The 19,557-nt window shown below is 41.6% G+C and carries 13 protein-coding genes; 7 read left to right on the top strand and 6 right to left on the bottom strand.

Features of this window, described 5'->3' with window-relative positions:
* Positions 1–78: 78 nt before the first annotated feature.
* Together L8106_RS10130 and L8106_RS10125 are read left to right on the top strand one after the other, a co-directional pair.
* Positions 79–1,590 (top strand): DUF2079 domain-containing protein, encoded by a 1,512-nt coding sequence (locus L8106_RS10130; RefSeq protein ID WP_009784180.1) that lies wholly within the window; start codon positions 79–81, stop codon positions 1,588–1,590.
* A gap of 49 nt (positions 1,591–1,639) precedes the next feature.
* Positions 1,640–3,142, top strand: coding sequence for a DUF2079 domain-containing protein (locus tag L8106_RS10125; RefSeq protein ID WP_039895931.1), 1,503 nt, complete (start codon positions 1,640–1,642; stop codon positions 3,140–3,142).
* Positions 3,143–3,307: 165 nt separating this feature from the next.
* Here the strand turns inward: L8106_RS10125 and L8106_RS10120 are convergent, their stop codons facing one another.
* The 3 genes from L8106_RS10120 to L8106_RS10110 all read right to left on the bottom strand — a co-directional run bounded on the left by L8106_RS10120 (position 3,308) and on the right by L8106_RS10110 (position 7,988).
* Complete coding sequence (locus L8106_RS10120; RefSeq protein ID WP_009784178.1) at positions 3,308–4,414, bottom strand: glycosyltransferase family 4 protein; 1,107 nt, start codon at positions 4,412–4,414, stop codon at positions 3,308–3,310.
* Positions 4,415–5,548: 1,134 nt separating this feature from the next.
* Positions 5,549–6,913, bottom strand: a complete 1,365-nt coding sequence (locus L8106_RS10115; protein WP_009784177.1) for a glycosyltransferase family 4 protein — start codon at positions 6,911–6,913, stop codon at positions 5,549–5,551.
* Positions 6,914–7,499: 586 nt separating this feature from the next.
* Positions 7,500–7,988 (bottom strand): CRR6 family NdhI maturation factor, encoded by a 489-nt coding sequence (locus L8106_RS10110; protein ID WP_009784176.1) that lies wholly within the window; start codon positions 7,986–7,988, stop codon positions 7,500–7,502.
* A gap of 279 nt (positions 7,989–8,267) precedes the next feature.
* On the opposite strand from L8106_RS10110, the gene L8106_RS10105 reads away from it, so the two are divergent.
* From L8106_RS10105 to L8106_RS10085, 5 genes are all read left to right on the top strand, one after another.
* Positions 8,268–8,681 carry a Fur family transcriptional regulator gene (locus L8106_RS10105; protein ID WP_009784175.1) on the top strand — a complete coding sequence of 138 codons (414 nt, stop codon included), beginning with the start codon at positions 8,268–8,270 and terminating at the stop codon, positions 8,679–8,681.
* Positions 8,682–9,077: 396 nt separating this feature from the next.
* Positions 9,078–11,354 carry a hypothetical protein gene (locus L8106_RS10100; RefSeq protein WP_009784174.1) on the top strand — a complete coding sequence of 759 codons (2,277 nt, stop codon included), beginning with the start codon at positions 9,078–9,080 and terminating at the stop codon, positions 11,352–11,354.
* A gap of 80 nt (positions 11,355–11,434) precedes the next feature.
* The gene (locus L8106_RS10095) at positions 11,435–13,276 is read left to right on the top strand and encodes a DUF3685 domain-containing protein (protein WP_009784173.1); all 1,842 of its coding nucleotides are present in this window, start codon (positions 11,435–11,437) and stop codon (positions 13,274–13,276) included.
* A gap of 174 nt (positions 13,277–13,450) precedes the next feature.
* Complete coding sequence (locus L8106_RS10090; protein WP_039895928.1) at positions 13,451–14,326, top strand: PhnD/SsuA/transferrin family substrate-binding protein; 876 nt, start codon at positions 13,451–13,453, stop codon at positions 14,324–14,326.
* Between the two features lie 209 nt (positions 14,327–14,535).
* Positions 14,536–16,362, top strand: a complete 1,827-nt coding sequence (locus tag L8106_RS10085; protein ID WP_009784171.1) for an ATP-binding protein — start codon at positions 14,536–14,538, stop codon at positions 16,360–16,362.
* On the opposite strand, the gene L8106_RS10080 is transcribed toward L8106_RS10085, so the two are convergent.
* From L8106_RS10080 to L8106_RS10070, 3 genes are read right to left on the bottom strand one after another with little or no spacing between them, the layout of a single operon-like run.
* Positions 16,337–16,702, bottom strand: a complete 366-nt coding sequence (locus tag L8106_RS10080; protein ID WP_009784170.1) for a Lin0512 family protein — start codon at positions 16,700–16,702, stop codon at positions 16,337–16,339. The two genes, L8106_RS10085 and L8106_RS10080, sit on opposite strands and share 26 nt — an antisense overlap.
* A 28-nt stretch (positions 16,703–16,730) precedes the next feature.
* Complete coding sequence (locus tag L8106_RS10075; protein ID WP_009784169.1) at positions 16,731–17,726, bottom strand: pentapeptide repeat-containing protein; 996 nt, start codon at positions 17,724–17,726, stop codon at positions 16,731–16,733.
* 5 nt (positions 17,727–17,731) lie between these two features.
* Entirely contained in the window at positions 17,732–19,264 is a 1,533-nt protein-coding gene (locus L8106_RS10070) for a hypothetical protein (protein WP_156803635.1), read from the bottom strand.
* Between the last annotated feature and the right edge of the window lie 293 nt (positions 19,265–19,557).

Below are 19,557 nucleotides of genomic sequence, written 5' to 3'. Positions count from 1 at the left end.
AAACTGATCGCATTTTGTCTCTAATCCTGTACGATCAATCCGACATTATTCCCGAAATTACAGATAGATTGAATCTTAATGCAAATATCGCCTGAACCTTCTTCCTCAACAAAATCTCAAAATCGGCTTCCACCTTCACCTGTTGTCTCGATGATCGGGGGGGCGATCGCCATTTTTTGGATCTGTAGCAGCCTGCGACACTTGCTATTTCAATCAACAGGCTATGATTTAGGCATCTACGATCAAGTTACTTATCTGATCAGCCAGGGAAAGCCGCCTATTTCCTCTATTTTAGGCTTTCATCACATGGGAAATCATGGTGCGTGGGCGATGTATCCATTGGGGTTGCTGTACAAAATCTATCCCAGTGTATACCTGTTATTGCTATTACAAGCAATCGTTTTAGCGCTAGGAATTTGGCCGACTTGGAGTTTAGCGCGAGGCGCGGGTTTGAGTCAACGGTTATCCCTGGCGATCGCCGCAGTTTATATTCTTTATCCGGTTGTTTTTAATATTAACCTGTTTGATTTTCACCCCGAAGTCATGGCGCTTCCGGCGTTATTAGCCGCAGTATTAGCAGCGAAGTTGCGACAAACGTTGTGGTTTTCTGTGGCGATCATTTGGGTATTGGGATGTAAAGCGGTGTTATCTTTAACGATTGTGGCGTTAGGATTTTGGTTATTAATCTTTGAAAAACGGCGCATTTGTGGGGCGATCGCACTGCTGTTAGGAATGGCGTGGTTTGTGGTTGTGACGCAGGTGATTATCCCCAACTTTAGTGGGCGAGAAGTAGAAGGAGTTTGGCGTTACACTTATTTAGGCAACTCAGTTTTAGAAATTCTCGTTAATCTGATCTTGAAACCCGATTTGGTATTGGGACGATTGATTTCACTCTCAACCTTAGATTACCTCTACCAACTCTTTTTTCCCGTCATTTGGTGGCTTTCTCCCCTCTCTTTAACGTCTTTAGTTCCCGCAATTCCCACAATATTGATTAATAGCTTATCTGACGTTCCGTTTCAACGCAGTCTCGCCTTTCAATATTCGATTCCCGTTCTACCTTTTTTGCTCATTGCAGTAATTTCTAGTTTAGAACATCACGGTTCTAGTCTGGGAACAGTCATTCTTAAAATCTGGCACAAACTCAAAAAAACAGAACAAATACAAGATACTATCAGTTTTCAGAACTATAGCAAACTGCCTCAATTTATCCTCATCTGGTCATTGATTGTTTTCCTGATGTTTGGAAAATATGGTCGATTTTGGGTTTATTTTAATCGACTTGATACCTGGAATGCAACCCGAGAAGCAATAACGCTTGTTCAACCCCGAGGAAATGTATTAACAGATAATCGACTCGCGCCCCATTTTACCCATCGTCCAGTGGTTAAGTTATTAAGTCAAGTGACAGTCGATGATAATTTAACTGAATTTGATTATATTGTTTTAAATTTACGTCATCCTTGGCCAGATACAGAAAACATCGGTCAAAATATTGCCAATAAACTAACCACTGATCCTCGATTTCAAGCCCTTTATCAACGAGATGATGTTTTCGTCTTTCAACAAACAACCAATTTTTCCCGTTAAACTTAACTACAAATGCAGAATTTATGCAGAATTTTAAGTGTCAGATGAGATGAAAAAGTTCCCTTTCCCAAGAATTAAACGATTTCAAGGGAGATCATTAAAATTACATCCGTTAGCCGGAATGATCGCGACTGCATCAATCCTTTTCTTTTTTTGTAGTAGTTTACGTCATGCTTTATTTCAGTCTACTGCTTTTGAACTCGGAATTTATGATCAAATTGTTTATCTCATCAGTCAAGGAAAACCTCCCATTTCCTCTTTTTTAAATATTCATCATATGGGAAATCATGCGGCATGGGTGATGTATTTTATTGCTTTATTTTACCGCATTTATCCTTCTGTACATTGGTTACTTCTGATTCAAGCTATTTCTCTGGCGTTAGGGGCTTGGCCAACGTGGGGTTTAGCCAGACAAGCCGGGTTAAACCGCTCTTTATCTTTAACAATGGCGGTCGTTTATTTATTATATCCTGTTGTTTTTAATATTAATCTCTTTGATTTTCATCCCGAAGTGATGGCGTTACCTGTATTTTTAGGTGCTATTTTAGCCGCTAAATTAAATAAAACAGGTTGGTTTTGTCTGGCGGTTATTTGGATTTTAGGCTGTAAAGATGCTTTATCCCTAACAGTAGCGGCGATGGGGATTTGGCTCTTTTTCTATGAAAAGAAACGACTCTATGGAGTGATTGCATTATTTGCGGGAGTGAGTTGGTTTATCATTGTAGTTCAAGGCATAATTCCTTATTTTAAAGCAGGTGTAGGGCCAGGTGGAGTCGGACGTTACAGCTATTTAGGTAACTCTGTTTTAGAAATTATCATTAATTTAGGTTTAAAACCCCGCCTCGTTTTAGGTCATTTTTTTTCCTGGAAAACCTTAGAATATATAACTTTATTTCTTTCGCCTGTGGTTTGGTGGTTATCACCCCGACACTTAGCCCCTTTTGTAAGTGCATTACCTGCATTAGTCAAGAATATTTTATCAGAAATTGATGCTCAACGAGATTTAATTCATCAATATTCTATTCCTATTTTTCCATTTCTGATAGTCGCCATGATTTCCAGTTTAGCGCATTCTGAGGAATATTTAGGGAAATGGGCTTTAAATATTTGGCAAACTCGCAAAACCATCAACGTCTCATTAATTCAACAAAAAAAGATTATCCGTAAACTCATCTTAACCTGGTCAATTATTTCCTTTTTGTGTTTAGCAAAATTTGGTTATTTTTGGTCTATTTATATCCAAGAAACTGATACTTGGACAGCCAATCATTTAGCGATTAATCTTGTTCAAATTAATCAAGGTTCAGTCCTGACAACTGCTAATTTAGCCCCTCATCTTACCCATCGTCCGGTTGTAAAATTTACCAATGTTGATGCACCTCCAACTGATATAATTCAATTTGATTATGTGCTTTTAAATGTTCGACATCCCGGTTGGAAAAGCAACTCAAAATTTGCCAAAAATCTTGTTGATAAACTACAAGAATTACCCCAATTTAAATTAAAATATTCTCAAGATGATGTTTATCTATTTGAAAAAATAAATCCTTAAAATTATTAATCAAAAATTTAAAATAGGTAGGGTGCATCCAAGCCATTACCATTGTTAGACCGGGAAAAGCTATGATGATTTGACACACCCTACTGATACTGAGAAATGATTTCCACTAACAAAAAAATCGGATAGTCAATACAGTTTCCTGTTTTTTCAACCGGATTAATAAGCTAAAATGAGTTTTTGTTCCTGCTCTAAAGACATTAACTGGTTGGCAATACCATCGACGTATTGTTCGCTGTTATATTGTTTTTGAACTAATTCATAACCTCGCTGGGCCTGGGCTTGGGCTTTTTCAGGATTATTCAGTAAATCAAGAATAGCTTGACGCATTGCTAGAGGATTTTGGGCTTGAACCCCGGTAATAATTCCAGCTTCAGCCAACTCTTCTGCTAAACCAGGAGTTCGGGTCATAATCACCGGACGTCCGCAAGACATCGCTTCAAATAATGTCGTAAACCCGGCTTGATAGTTGTGAGGCTTGAGGCTAATGACAACAATGTCAGAATCTCGGTACAGTTGGCGTAAATCCGGCCAATCATAAAATGCCCGTGACATATTTTTGGGCATGACTTCGGGGAAAGTATCTCCTAGCGCTTTGGCGTTGGGAGAAACGGCACAGATTTTGACATCTAGATCTAAATCTTGGGTGGCTTCTGCTAAGGTGCAGTAGTCTCGCTGTTCTAAACCGCCACTACCAATAATTGGACGCTTTTTATCGGCGGAAGCAGGGCTAGGGGTGAAAAACTGGGTATCGGTTTGTTCAGTGACCAGGTAAACCCGCTCTGAAGGCAAGCCCAAATAGTTTTGCAGGAAGTCAGCTTTGACCTGGGTATTGGTCATAAACACATCAACGCGATTGGCTAAGTTGAACAACTTCAGCGCCACGCGGCTGCGGGGGCGATCGGCGTTGTGAACAAAAACAGCCATTTTAGGTCGGTTGACCTTGGCACCACAAACGGTGGCGATCGCAAAACCGGAATCTTCACCAATAGAAAAGATTATATCATTCTCGCCCACTTGCTTTGACATTGCCCGAGCCATCGCCCAATGTTCGGGTTGGCTACCTCCCATGAGTTTGGAGAAGAAGCGATCGGCCAGTGAAATGGGATGTTGTCCCGGTTGGTGAACGGTTGCTCCCAGTTTTTGAGCCAGTGTCCACATGGTATGGCGAGGGCATTTTTCCTGTTGAGCGTTTTTTGCAAACTGTTCTAAATCAAAGGGTCTACTTAAAACAACGTGATATTTGGGACTTGTTTGGGTAGTCATGTGTCAGTCTATAATTTGCTCTCATGTCCGGAAATAATAAACCTCTAACCTACATCTATACAACCTAGTTTTTGTAAAATTTCACCCGGTAATTATCAAGCTTTTGTAAAGCTGATTGATCGATGTAGAACTTAATTGAGATCTTCAAAAATCTTAACTTCTCAAATGACCATTTCATCGGGTTTATCGACCTATGTTTGACAAAGCAAACTTCAAAATATACGGGACTATCGGCTCAACAATGCTTTTTCTGTTTAAGAAATTTAAACCAAATTGGTAAGTTTTTTATACAAACTATTGACAAGTTTTATCGGTGAGGCTTGGGCAAGTTGTATACAAAAGTTCATCATTTGTATAGGATAACCAGTCCAATATCAATCAACCCGTTAATGCTCACAAATTAACCGATCGCTTCCCACTCGGACTCAAGTTTGAAATTAAGTTAAGTTTTTCTAATCAATCTCCGCTAATCGTTTTGAAAAATAAAAGATTAGCCGAAAAATCGGATTTTTAATTGAGAAAATTTCTTAAATAGTTGACGAAATTCTAGGGGTTCTGGTACAGTATAAAAAACACCACCCAAGGGGTTACTCTGTCTGCACGTCAAAATAGAGCCGAAAACCCCGATTATCTCGTTAAATATCAGCATTTTATGACAAAAAAATCGAAACCCAAACGCACGAATTTTCAAGGCCCAAGCCCAACCCCCAAATTGACACCTTGACAAAATCGATAATTTATGTAGTTAGTCGGGAGTCGGGAGTCGGGGAGATGAGGAGATGGGGAGATGGGGAGATGGGGAGAAAGAAGTCAGAAGTCGTGAGGTTACTGAAAACTGACTACTGTTATCACTGGTGACTGGTGACTGAAAAAACTCTCTTGCAAACTTTGCTCTATGCGCGAACTTCCGAAGCGACTATTCCGCGCCCGCCGCAAGGCAAGCGCTCTCGGCGGAAACCGCGCCCGCCGCAAGGCAAGCGCTGGTGACTGGTGACGGGTTCGGCAGTGCGGTCTTGGGGTCCCCCCAAGTGGAGCAACGGACGTTCCCGTAAGGGTGACTGGTGACTGTAAACCCCCTCTCCGAGAAGGAAAGGGGGAATGGAGATGAATTGAAACCAGGAACTAAGCTTGATATCAGTTAGAGAGGGTCTCGGGTGCGATCAACGTTTGGAAGTTCTGCTCAACAGAGGAAGACTGTTGTTCGGGAGCTTTCTTGACTTGACGGAGTGTTTCTGCAAAAATCTCAATGATGCGATCGCATTTGGAGTGCCAGTCAAAATAATCTTCTCGAACTCGAAGAATCGCGGATAATCCCATTTGCTCTCGAAGTTCGGGAGATTCAGCCAGACGAATCATCGCGCTCGCTAACATAGCTGTAAACTCAGTAGTTGAACTGGGGTCTACGAGAATCCCACAACGGGAGTCCACAATATAAGAAGGTCCTGCCCAATTGGTCGCGATCGTCGGTAATCCAATCGCCATTGCTTCCATGATCGCATTTCCACCTGCTTCCCGCAGAGAAGGCATGACAAACACATCACATTCACGCAGAAGTTGATTAACTTTGGCTGAGGGCTGCCATCCATGAAAACGGATGTGGTTTTGTAGACCTAACTCTTGAACTCGGTTTTCAAGCTGTTGTTGTAACTGACCGTTACCGACTAACTCCAAGACGGCGTTTGTCCGATCAGCGACTTGAGCAAAGGCTTCGATCAAAAATTGAGCGCCTTTCCAGTCTACCAGGCGTCCGACGTAGATAAACCGAACGGGTTGGTCGGCGTTCGTCGGACGGGATTCTCTCGGCGGCCAGAGGTCTAAATCAACTCCCGACTCGATCACTTGATAGATTTTCCCTTGACAACCTGCAGGTAAAGCATCTTGAGTCTGTTGGTTGGCAACAATCAAAGCTTCGGCTTTTAATTTTCCGGGAATTAATTTCTGGAGAATCTCGGAGAAAGAACGACTAATGTTGATGGAAAGACGGCTAATTTTGGAGTCCATATACCGAAAACCCGGAGGGAACTCCAACCCGCCTGAGAGTGGCCCGATGACCACAGGCACACCCATGTTATAGATGAAACTTAGTCCTTTGGGGGTGATCGGTGCTGGCTCAAAAACCAGATCAATCTTATGGACTTTAATCAGTTTCTTGGTTAACTTGCGGATGTGGTATTGGGTGATCCAATGGATAATTTGACCAAAGATCAAGTCTTGAATGCGGTAGGGAAATAGTTTGCCAATCCGCCAAACTAGAGGCTGATACCAAGTATCATCTACAAAATGGATTTTTTTGAACTGTTCGGGATCTTCAGCAAACTCTTGACGAAGCTCTTCACGAACTCGCCCATGACAAACTGCTCGAACCTCAATATTTCGTTCTCGCAAAAGTCGTAAATAATAAAAACTTTTGCCTGCTTCACCCCCCATTTTCCGAGAGATATTCTCAACGACCATGAGTACACGCATTGATTCTAAATCTTGGCTTTCAGTTCCAGTCATAGCTTGGGTAAAAGTTTGATAGAGGTATTAATTTTTCTAGTTGATTGAACTAGAGTTAGCCGTGAACAGACTCTACCTTGAAAACAAAAACGATTTCTCAGAAAAAGGCTGTGCAACTCTCTGAGAAACTGAAACGCTTTTAAACTAAAAAGAATCGTCACTTGTCCTCAAAAATATGGCTGGCTTGGTTTTAATGAGTAACAATCTCGCTTCAAGGCTTTACACACACGTAAAAAATTCACTCTAGGACGATGGACATAGAGCATAGATAGATGCTTTTGAATCAGCTTCGATGCTTCCCTGTGATTAATCTAAGTGGTTATTACAACCTTAAAGTTCCCCAGATTAATTGCATTAAGGCTCACGTGCTAGCTGCACCTCAATACTAATTGTCTAAATCATAACTCAGCTAACTCGACAACTACAACCGATCTCGATGCCATCAACTACCCTAGAAGGGAAAGTAGAATTTCTGTAGAGGAGTTTCCCCGATGATCTAGAAATCAATCAATGAGTTTTTTTATCGTTTCACCCAAAACGAGGTAAGCGCTCAGAAGACTAGAAAGCAAACGGTATCGAGAAGAATTCAAGTCGAACTTGAAGTAATCAACTCAAATAAACCATCATCCAAATCATAGCCGAGCATCTGAGACATAGACTTGAGTCGGGAAATACTGGAAATGCCCTGCTGAGGGAGCCAATCGGCTAGAATAAAAATCTTACGCATTAGAAAAATTTCCAACGCTTCTGGGTTATACTGAATACCCTCAGTACGATGGAATTGGTGAGGAACGTGCATGGCGACATAACGAGCCAGTTCGCCTGCTTTCCAGTCGAGCAAAAAAGGAAACCAAGGATAACGAGCATCCAAGCGAACAAACCAAAGTCGGATTTCTGGAACTTCAGACAATTCGCGGGGGTCTTGAGGATCGCGAGGATAGTCAACCTCAAAACGAATCTGTTGCTCACTCTGTGCAATTTGACCTTGTTTGAGTAATTTCTCAATTGTCGTTTGAGCGGGTAACAAGTCTAACTGATCTATGGATTTAGAATTAAGCTGGATGGTAATGGTCATCTTTATGTGAACTGGGGTTGATATTGCACCAAATTTCGCCTGTTGCGATTGTAGCTTGTCCGGGTCAAAGATCGATTTAACCTGTTAAACCCGCAGTCAGACTCAGGAAATTTCCTTTACTCAACCCACTAAAATGCCTAAGATAAAATAGAAGCCGTAGGTTAGTATACAAACCTTTAACAACAAAGATAAAAGATAGTTTTAGAACAAACAGAGGCGTAAGAAGTGAAACCTATTCGTTCATTAGAGGATGCATTAAATCGGTGTCAGACGCGAGGAATGCGACTGAGCCGTCAGCGTCGCTTTATCCTCGAACTCCTCTGGGAAGCACAGGAACACTTGTCAGCCCGTGAAATTTACGACCGACTCAATCAACAGGGTAAAGCAATCGGCCACACATCAGTGTACCAAAACTTAGAAGCCCTCTCCCGTGAGAGTATTATTGAGTGTATTGAACGTTCTGAGGGTCGTTTATACGGACATATCAGTGATTCCCATTCCCATGTCAATTGTCTAGATACGGAGCGGATTGTTGATGTTCATATCGAACTTCCGGCATCCGTGATCGAACAAGTCGAAAAACAAACCGGAATCAAAATTACAGATTATCGAATTGATTTTTTTGGCTACAGTTCATCAGACTCAGCCCAGAGCGAGGAAAATAGCAGCGACTCCACCCCCAAAGCATCCTAAATCATCCAGACACCGAGGCTCACACACAGAGACTCAGGCCCCGATGGGGTGTTGACCTTTGATCTCAGCCCAACCGGGAAAACACTTAAGTTTGACGAATTTAGCTCAGGATCGCTAATATATGTAAGACTTAGAACAATTTGATTATATTTTTTTAAATGATGAACCAAAATAATCAAACTGGGTTCATCACTGTATAAAATCACAGCAGATTCACGTCAAACTCCCAACCACTCGACGGTGAGAGCCAAGTCCAACTCAGAAGAAACCCCAGACTCAAAATAGTCTAGATTAGCTCTCAGGTGAGCTGTGGCTCCGGGTTAAGCTGAGGCTGAACAAGCTCCTCAAACAGGGTGAGACCAAACCAAGAACGAATCGAAGGAAAATGGTAAAGTCATGACGACACCCCAATTTAACCAATCCACTCACTTCAGTGCAGCAGGAGAAGCGGATCTCTCTCCGACTTCCCCCTTGGAGTTAGACCCAGAGAACAATCCCCAAACCGATCAAAAACCGACAAATCGACGTTCACTGAAATTACCCAAAGGCTTTTGGGGATGGCAACTTCTCTGGCTCACCGTTCTGCTTGGATTTGGAACAATGGGGGCTGGAGCTTTACTCTGGCTGCTGATCACTCCACCTGCTCCCAACTGCCAAGAAATTTCACCGTTATCAGCCGATGGAGATCGCCTCTACTGTGCAGATCAAGGCGCTCAGTCGGGAGAACTTACGGAAATTCAAGCGGCTTTTAATTTGGTCGAAAGCTGGCCGGCGACTCATCCCCTTCAGCCTCAAGGTCGCAAGATGATGGAAAAATGGGCCAAACTTTTGATTATCCAGGCGAACAAAAAAATAGACGAAGGGAACTTAGAAGGAGCAATTGAATTAGTTAGTATTGTCCCAAAAACCAGTCCGGCCTACTCGACAGTCGAAGAAGCAATCACCGACTGGAAAAATGACTGGGATGATGGTCAAAAACTCTACAACACAGCGATCGCCGCTTTGAAAAAACAAGATTGGGCGCAAGCTTTTATCAATATTCAGTCCCTGGCGAAACTCAATAATGCACATTGGCGAGAAAAACGCTTTAATGAGTTAGTTGATCGAATGTCGGTTGAACGACAAGGCTATCAACGACTTCAAGAAGCTCGCAATATTGCCCAACAAAACACAGCCAATAGCCTCGAAGAAGCCATTACACTCGCTCATCAAGTCAACTCCCAACTCTACGTGAATTCAGTGGCTCGTCAAGAGATTAAAACTTGGAGCCAAAGACTGATTGACCAAGCCAAACAAGAGCTAGAAGCTAAAAACCTCTCGAACGTCTTCAATATCGCCCAACGAGTTCCTGAATATTCCCCTCTCTATCAAGATGCTCAAAACTTACTGTTGTTGGCTGAAGTCCAAGATGTTTCCCTCAATCAAGCTAACAGTAAGCCTTTTATTGAAAAGTTGGTGATCTTACTCGAAGGAAAAGCCGCTCTCGATCAACAGTCAATCGATCAAACCCTGTACCAACAAGCCCACATCCCCACCGAACAATTAGACGGACAAATTCAAGATCTGGTGGCTCTACAAGTCGCTGATGGGATTGCCAAAATCGGTCATCCCTTGGCGCTCAAACTAGCCATGGATCAAGCCCAAACCATTGGTTCCCAACGACCTCGGCGGATACACGCTCAAACCTTAGTGGCTCACTGGCGCAAAGAAACTCAACGAATTGAAGACCGACCTCATCTCGTTCTGGCTCGGATGCTCTCAGAACAAGAAAATCTAGATGGTTTTAAAGCGGCTGTCGCTCAAGCGGCTCAAGTTGTTCTGGGTCGTCCCCTGCGGATCGAAGCTCAAACCTTGATCGCTGAGTGGACAAAGCGGGTTCAGATTATTGAAGATCAACCTCTCCTAAATGAAGCCTTAACGTTAGCCAAAGAAGGAAACTTAAGTGCTGCGATTGATAAAGCCTCAGAGATCGAGAAAGGTCGCGCTCTCTATTCTCAAGCTCGTGACCAAATTAACGAATGGGTCGCAGAAGTCCAAATTGCGGAAGATCGTCCCATTCTTGATCAGGCTTACGGTTTAGCCGATAAAGGTAGCTTGAGTTCTGCGATTTCTGAAGCCTCTAGAATTCGCTATGGTCGCGCCCTCTACTATGAAGCTCAAGGGGCGATCGCTCGTTGGGTTGAAGAACGAGATGCTTACTGGGCTTCTCAACAACCCAAGCCTTCACCTCCTTCGAGTTCCTCAAGTTCTAGCAGTTCCCAACAAAGCGGCTATTCGGGTAGCTATTCGTCTGGCTCCTCTAGCTCGTCGGGATACTCTAGTGATTCATCGGGTTATAGCAGTGGATACTCTAGTGGCTATTCTGGTGGCTATTCTTCAGGTTATAGCAGTGGCTACTCCTCTGACTACAATTCTGGGTATAGCAGTGGATACTCTAGTGGCTATTCTGGTGGCTATTCTTCGGGTTCTAGTGGCTACTCTGGAGGTTACTCTGGGTATAGCGGTGGATACTCCTCGGGTTCGGGGGGCTATTCTAGCGGGTCGGGTTATTCCTCATCGCCGAGTCCAGCGGCTGCTCCCGCTCCCGCTCCCGCTCCCGCAGCTGCTCCCGCACCTTCGTCTTCGGGAAGTGGGAGTTATAGTCCTCCCGATGCCAACTTATTTTTGGAGTAGCGCATCGGAGTCTAAAAATAGAGAGTAAATGGTAGAGTCTGAAATAGCGCTAGTCCTCCTTTTCAGACTTCGGTGAATCCATGACCCAATCGACTGTGCGACTCCTGCTAATTGATGATGACCCGATTTTTCTGATCGGATTACGAGCTGCTTGTCAAGAGTATCCTGATTTAGAGGTCGTCGCAGAAACCCAAACCGCAGAAGCCGCACTCGCTATTTTAGAACCCCAACGGATAACGAGTGAGAATTCTTCTGTTCGCACTTCGGCGAATAATATTATTCACGTGGCAATCTTGGAGTTGGGGATGGAAAATCTCAGTACCCCGCTTGTCCGCCTTGATTCTACAACTGATAGTGCGATCGCTTTTTGTCAACATCTGAACACAAACTATCCGGATCTCGTGGTTCTGCTCCTCACTTCTGTTCAGCAAACCTACCGACTTCAAGCCGCCCAACGGGTCGGGGTTCAAGGCTATTGTCCGAAAGGGGTGAACATTGAAAAAATTATAACTGCGATTCGGATTGTCGCTTCTGGTGAAACGCTGTGGGAAAATCTAAATACAGAGCTAGACATCGCGACCTCTGTTCCCCCGGTGGGACGTCTATCTTTGTGGGGTCGTTGGCGTTATCGGATGGGAAAATCAGGACTGCGACAAATTGACGAAACCTTAGCAGAAGTAACCACTCAACTTCCCAATCCCTACGATATCAAACGGGGAGAACCGATGGCCGTCCTCAATTGGTTAATGATGACAGGTCAACGGCGAGAACTTTTGGCGGCTCGTTGGATTGTCAGTCAAGTTTTACCCGCTTCTGTTCGCTCTCAAGCCCCTGCTGCTGAAAAAACGAACTCTCTCCCCAATACTCCCCCAAATCCCCCTCTCAGACCCAAAGAATCCCTGGTGGTGCGTCCAAACGCCTCGCTCACCTATCAAACCCCGGTCTTAGCAACGGAGGTGAAATCGTTTTTATTTGATGTCACTTTTTCTAAATTGCAGTCGGGGTTAATTAATCTCACGGGTTCTCCTTTAGAAATTGATATTTTACGGTTCACTCAAAAGCGAGAATTGATTTATCTGATTTTGCAAAAGTTTGAACAGACCTTAGATGAGTGTGAATTTTCTGAGATTCAGGTTGAGCAATTATCAGATAAATGTCAGACCCTACTCCTCGATATTTGGTCAGCGACGGTCACGAACTTTTTTGGAAAATACTACACTTTAAAAGTCCAGGAAAAAGAGATCGAAGTCGTTGCTGTTTTGTTGCAAGATGCACTAATTGTTCAAACCGTAATTCTAAATAAAATCCCCTTAGTTCCGGATTTAATGGCTCATTTATTATTTCAAATTCCCTTGATGATTGATAATAATTCTTATCCTGTGGGAAGTCCAGAAGCAATTCTCCGAGCAGAAGCAATCTTACAAAACTTAGTGATTCAAATGGCGAATGCGGTGATTCAACCGTTACTTAATCATTTTGCTGACTTTGAAGAAATTAAGCAAAAATATTATGATCGTCGGCTGTTATCAACCCGAGAACTAGAGAAATTTAGAAATAATCTGTCTTGGAAATATCGAGTTGAAAAGTATTTTAATGAACCTAAAGAAATATTTGAAAGTTTATATACTTTACGCATATTAGGAGAACGCGGGATTCAAAAACAAGAAGTTTATTCTCCTCGAAATGTCGAACTTGAACAACTGGTTGGGGTACAACTAGCCGTGACTTTAGTTTTAGAAACTCGGGATGCAGTCGCGCCGAGAGTCAGGGCGACAATTGCATTTTTAGGAAGTGGAGTGGTTTATGTTCTCACTCAAGTTTTAGGTCGAGGAATTGGGTTAATTGGTCGGGGAATTTTGCAAGGAATTGGGAATTCATTACCGGATAGCCGAGTGAGGAAAAAAAATGGTCGTCAACCGTGAAAATTCCGTAAAATTTGATGTTTTTACCGGAAAATAATGGTTAAACTCAACGTTTGAAAGACTGAGGAGGTTTTAGAGGTTAACTTACGGTGGCAATTGAAAGGAAAAGGTCGTAAACTAGACGCGGGTATACTTGTTTGAGCGTTGATCATTTTGGAATTAAGTCAACATTCTATGAAACGCCGTCCTTTTCTAAAGTATTCTTTACTGTTTCTTGCTGGATGTAGCACCACGACTCAAAGGGCTAATCGTTCTTTTACTGGACAGAAACCTGAACTTTTACGTTTTACGGTGACTGACGAACAAGGGATAGAAGCGTTAGAACAAAATTATGGTCAATTTCGTCAAGCTTTAGAAGCAGTTTTAGCGACAAAGATTGAATTTTTTCCCGTTACAAGTTATACTGCTGCTGTACCTGCACTCCAATCCAATCAAGTAGATTTGTTGCTAACGGGGCCTTCTGAATATGTGGTGATTAATGCTCGCACGGATGCAGTCCCTTTGATTGGAATTGCTCGTCAAGATTATTATTCTATCATTGTTGTTCCAGAAGATAGCGAGATTCAATTTTTAAATCAATTACAAGGAAAAACAATTTCTTTGAAAAAACCTGGTTCTACCAGTGGTCATCTTGGCCCAACAAAATTATTACTGGATGCGGGACTTAAACCCAATGAAAATTATCAAGTTCGGATGTTAGGATCATTTGAAGGCATGGAAGCTTTAGCTGAGGGTCAGGTGGATGCTTGGGGCGGTTCAAAAACAGATTATAATATTTATACACAATCGGGAAAACCTTTTCGAGAAATTCAGCAAGGTGCTTCTCTCCCGAGTGATTTGATTGTGGCGAGTGATTTATTACCTGCGGAAGTTATTGCTGAGTATAAACAGAAAATTATCAAAAATCAAGATCAATTAATTCAAGCTTTAGTCACAGGTGAAGCGACTCAAAAATATAAAGGTTCCCGGTTAGTTCCAGTTGAGGATGCGGATTATGATATTATTCGTGATGTATACAAAGCAATTGGAGAAGGGGATTTAATTCGGTAAATTGCAGAAATTGATGTAGAAAAAAGACTACAGGTTTTTTAGTCTATTGAGTGAGTTTGATCTCAGCGGGTTTCAATCAAATTGGGGTGATCAATTGACGGATATCTTTATAAACTCATCAAAAGATTCACACCTAAAGATTCATTAACCTATTATTAACCTCCAAATGTTAAGTTAAAATAAATATATATGCTTAACCTGGTTCTATTATGCGGCTTGGGCAAGAATTTGAAGAAACTCAGAAATTTAAACGAACTGGAAATATTTTTTCTCATTTGAGCATTCTAAAAAAAATTGGTTATGGATATGGTTTAGCAATTGGTCTGGGTGTGATCGGAACTTGTGTTGGGTTAGCGATTGGAGAGTCATCCCAACAAAAAGCTTTATCTCAACTCAAGATCGCCTATCAACAGCAAAATATTATTACTCAACTGGAAAATGCTCTCAAATCTTTACAGGCTCATCCTCAACAGTTAATGGTTGTATTAGGAGATAGTATATCATCTGATTATGAAGTAGTCAAGCTTTATGATAGTTTAAATCGGATTCAGCGTCGGATTCACGAACTTGATGTTTTTACAGAGGTTTATGCTGAGGATATTGTCGTTGAGAAAGATGATGTTCAGCAGTTATCGCAAGCCTATCTGACGACCATTAAATCCTATGTTGAACTGATGGAATCAATGGGGGAAAATATTAAGCCAGGAACTCTAACTCAAGACAAAATTCCGGATGCACAACAACAAATTTGGAGAACTTTAAAAACTGAAGAAGCGAGTCAAATTAGTTTAGAGTTTGAGCGCATTTTTGAACATTTGACTCAACTCAATGCGAAAGCAGAAATCCAACAAAAAAAAGCTGATCTTCAACTCCAAAAAGCCCAAAAGTTGCGAGTTTTGATCATTATTGGAAGTTTAGTTCTCTCAACCACACTAGCGACAATACTCGCGATTTTAACCAGTCGCGCCATTGCTTCTCCCCTCCAAAAATTGACTAAAGTTGCTCAACGAGTTACCCAAGAATCAAACTTTAGCTTGCGAGTTCCGGTGACTTCTGGCGATGAAGTCGGGATTTTAGCCCTGTCTCTCAATCAACTAATTCAATGGGTAGAACAATACACTCAAGATTTGAGACAAGCCATTCAGGATTTAAAAATGACTCAAGCTCAACTGATTCACACCGAGAAAATGTCAAGCTTAGGTCACATGGTAGCAGGAATCGCCCACGAAATCAATAATCCGGTGAGTTTTATTCATGGAAATATTGATCCCGCTTTTGATCATATTCAAGATTTACTGAGTTTAGTTTATCTTTATCAACAAAACTGCTTTCAACTTTTTCCTGAAATTGAAGCAAAAATTGCAGAAATTGATTTAGACTTTATTGCAGAAGACTTACCTAAATTACTGGCTTCGATGAAAATGGGAACTGAACGAATTCGTGAGATTGTCTTGTCTCTACGAAATTTTTCACGCCTTGATGAAGCGGAGATTAAAAAAGCCGATATTCACGAAGGAATTGATAATACACTTTTAATTCTAAATCATCGTTTCAAGTCAAATATTGAACTGGTAAAAGAGTATGAGAATCTCCCTTTAGTTGAATGTTATCCCGCGCAACTCAATCAAGTATTTATGAATATTATCGCCAATGCTATTGATGCTTTAGAAGATGCTAAGAGTTATATTTTGTCTGCGGCGAAACCTCCACGACAACCCCAGATTACTATTGAAACGATCCAAATCAACTCTGAGGAAGTTCAAGTCAAAATTCGAGATAATGGCTTAGGCATTCCAGATCAAATTAAATCCAAACTTTTTGATCCCTTTTTTACGACCAAAAAAATTGGCAAAGGAACAGGAATCGGACTGGCAATTTCCTATAAAATCATTGAAAATCATCAGGGAAAAATTGACGTTGTTTCTGAATACGGTCAGGGTGCAGAGTTTATCATTACACTACCGATTTTATCAAAAAAAATGTCACAACACTCTAGAAAATCAGAAGTTATTAGTCCATTTCAACGAAGACTGTAACCGCCGCCACTGCAATCAACATCTCATCATTTTTATCCTCAAGTTCTGCGATCGCTCGTCCTTGTACAACCATACCACCTGACTCCAGTTTAAGCGTTTTTTGACCAAAAGGTAAAACCGCCAACACTTCTTCTGATCGCACTTGTTCAGGATAGGGAACCGCAATTTGTACCTCGACAATCATCTCGTTGGGATGACTTAACCCAGCAACCTCCCAAACTCCCGGTAAAGCATTATGAGCGATTGCATTACGAACCGCCCGGGCTGCGGCTACAGTGGGTTCTTGTCCATGTTGATCAATCCCCATTCCCATTTCAATAATTAACCGTTTGCGAGCCATAATTTAAGAATGAAATAATTAAAATTATTTACTGGTGAATTTCCCCATTTGGCATAATTGCCCCATGTAATTGTACGCCAATTGTTGTCGCACTACTAAACTCAACCCGGGTTAAATAAGCATAACTCAAATTGGCGTTGCGGAGATTAGTTCGCGCCACCGACGCATCTGTAAGATCAGCTTGGGTTAAATTGGCGTTACTCAAATCTGTGCGGGTTAAATCGGCTCTGACTAGGTTTGTACGGCTCAAATCTGCACCGGAGAGATTGGCACTACTGAGCTTAACATCCGGTAAAATCGAATCACACAATTCTACACCGGGAAGTTGAGCCTCGATCAATATTGCTCGTTCTAGTTTCACCTTTCTTAAATTCGCTCCGATGAGTCGAGCGCCGGATAAATCTGCTTCCGTTAAAAATGCCGATTGAAGATTGGCTTGGGTGAGGTTGGCTTGCTTCAAAATCGCCCCTCTGAGAACCGTTTCGGCTAAATTCGCCCCTCGGAGATTAGCGCGAGTTAAGTCAGCACCCGTCAAGTTAACCCCTTGTAAGTCAGCCCCCCGCAAGTCAGCCCCTCGCAAGTTCACCCCGTCGTAGATGCGACGTTCATAACGCAGGTTCGCCCCCCGTAAACAAGCGCCTCGCAAGTCAGCACCTTGAAAGTTGACTCCGCGTAAATCAGCTTGAATGAGGTTGGCATCGAGTAATATTGCTAAAGAGAGATTAGCTTTGCGAAAATCGGCTCCTTGTAAAACGGCACCGTGAAGATCTGCGTCACTGAGGTTAGCTCCGCTAAGGTTCGCTTTATTGAGGTAGGCTCCACTGAGTTTAGCACTGCCTAAATTGGCTCTGACGAAGTTGACACTATTGAGATAGGCGAAAACAAATTCGCTTCCTTGTAAGTCGGCGTGATTGAAATTGGCATCGATCAAATCCGCAGAGTTGAGATTAGCATTTCTTAGATGAATATCTCGGAAATCTCGTTCTCCGGCTTGATATCTGTTTTGTAGTTCAGTGACATCCATCGAATTTAAGTTTTGAGTTGATTATAGGTATATTCTTGTGTCCAGGCGATAGATTTTGTTCCTGTTTTTCGTCCATAAATTTTGATGGTTTGAATCGATTGAATTTTCAGAAAGATTAATTTTTTGTGAATGAAAGAGGCTGTGGTTTCTGAGTCGGGAATGGGTTCAGCCGTGAGAACAACGTGTAAACAACGGTTTTGAGATTTGACTTGAGTATTAATTCCTCGGTGTTTTAGGGATTGGTTAATCAGTGTAGCGATCGCTTTGGCGTTTCCCTGTCGAGCAAGTCCCATCATTTTTTGTTGAGAAAGATCGAGAGTTTGCCAAGATTGTTGTTCGGGGGTTTCGAGTTTGTCTAGTGACTCTTGTAATTCATTAACTTTGAGACTAATGACGTTGAGTAATTCTTGTAAAGCGTGTTTTTTTAGGTCGTTACGTTCAGCCGGAGGGAGATTTTTAAAACAGAGATCCAAAAGATTTTGTAATTCGTCCCAGGTTTGATTAATGGGATAAATTGTTTTTTTTATACTTTTGTTGACAATACGAGTAATTTGAGATTCTAATTGATTGTTGAGATTGACAAGTTCTTCTGTTTTGAGATTGGTTGAGATCAGGTTAGATTGAGTTAGGGAAAGTTTTTCACTGATAAAGCTATCGAGGTTGGTATTGTCTGAGGATAAATTTAAGGGTGAGTTTAACTGAGAATTGGCTTGATCGGTTGGAATTAAGTTGGAGTTTTTTAAGCGTTTACTGGTTATTTTGTGATCAATCGAATCTTTTTCTTGATTGAAATTTTCGGGTAACTTCTGAGTAGTTTTTTCTGGCGTTTTTGTATAGATCGGTACTAAGGCTTCTATGACTAATTCTACCGTTTTAATATTTTCATCTGGGTTTTCTAGATAGTTTGCCATTTTGATGAGATGATTTTCCAAACCTGCAAGGCTAGAAAAGTTGCGGATTAGCTGTCTGAGTAAATCATCTAAACTGTGTAACTTGAGTTGTGACCAATCTTGAGTATTAAAATCAAATTCTCGTTCTAAGGTTGAAAACAGTAAAATTTTTACCCGCAAAGGGTTAGTATACTGCATAATTCTCCATCTGATCTCAAATAAGTTGGGGATAGTTGACAGAGAATTGAGTTCAGAATAGGGGGCTGTTCTTTCTGAACCTGAAGACGCAGAAGATGGAGGAGAATTATAAATCAGAGGTTCAGAACCGTTAAGTTTGGGGGGCTGAAGTTGATTTTCTACATACAGTTCCCCCATCAGTTCCAGAATTCTGTGAACAATCAAAGTGTATTCTGATTTTTTATTGATTTTTGACAAAATTCGTTCTAGAATATTAGCAAGATTGTCAGGAGTTTGAGTTTTCCAGTACAATTCCTGCACTAAATCTTTGATGTCAAAATTATTCAGGCTTTGTTGATTATTTTCCCATTTGCCTCGACAGGCACAAATCATCACCTTTTTGATGCGATTAAGATTAACATCTTTTTCTAAAATTTTAATAATCTCATCCAACTTTGATGTATTGGACACCTTCTCCTCCTCTAGAAACAAGAATTAAACAAGAAATCTTTCTTTATACTTATTCCCAATCTAGAATTCAGACCATGATACAAAAGTTAAAATTAAACACAATTTTGAGAGGGAACGGAGAGTAAAAACAATTCAGGGAGTCATGTACTAAGGTTCAACAGATCAATTCCAGCCAGTCGCCACTCCTGTAAAATTTAGTATTAAAATTGCCCCAATCTCACAATAACTCGTCATCGCAGACTAACCTTTGATAACGCTTGGGTTTCACGATCCCCTACCTCATTTTAAACGGG

It is taken from the genome of Lyngbya sp. PCC 8106, assembly GCF_000169095.1.
Lineage (GTDB): Bacteria > Cyanobacteriota > Cyanobacteriia > Cyanobacteriales > Microcoleaceae > Capilliphycus.
Note: the sequence above shows the minus strand (reverse complement) of the source record. Positions and strands in the feature narration are given on the sequence as shown.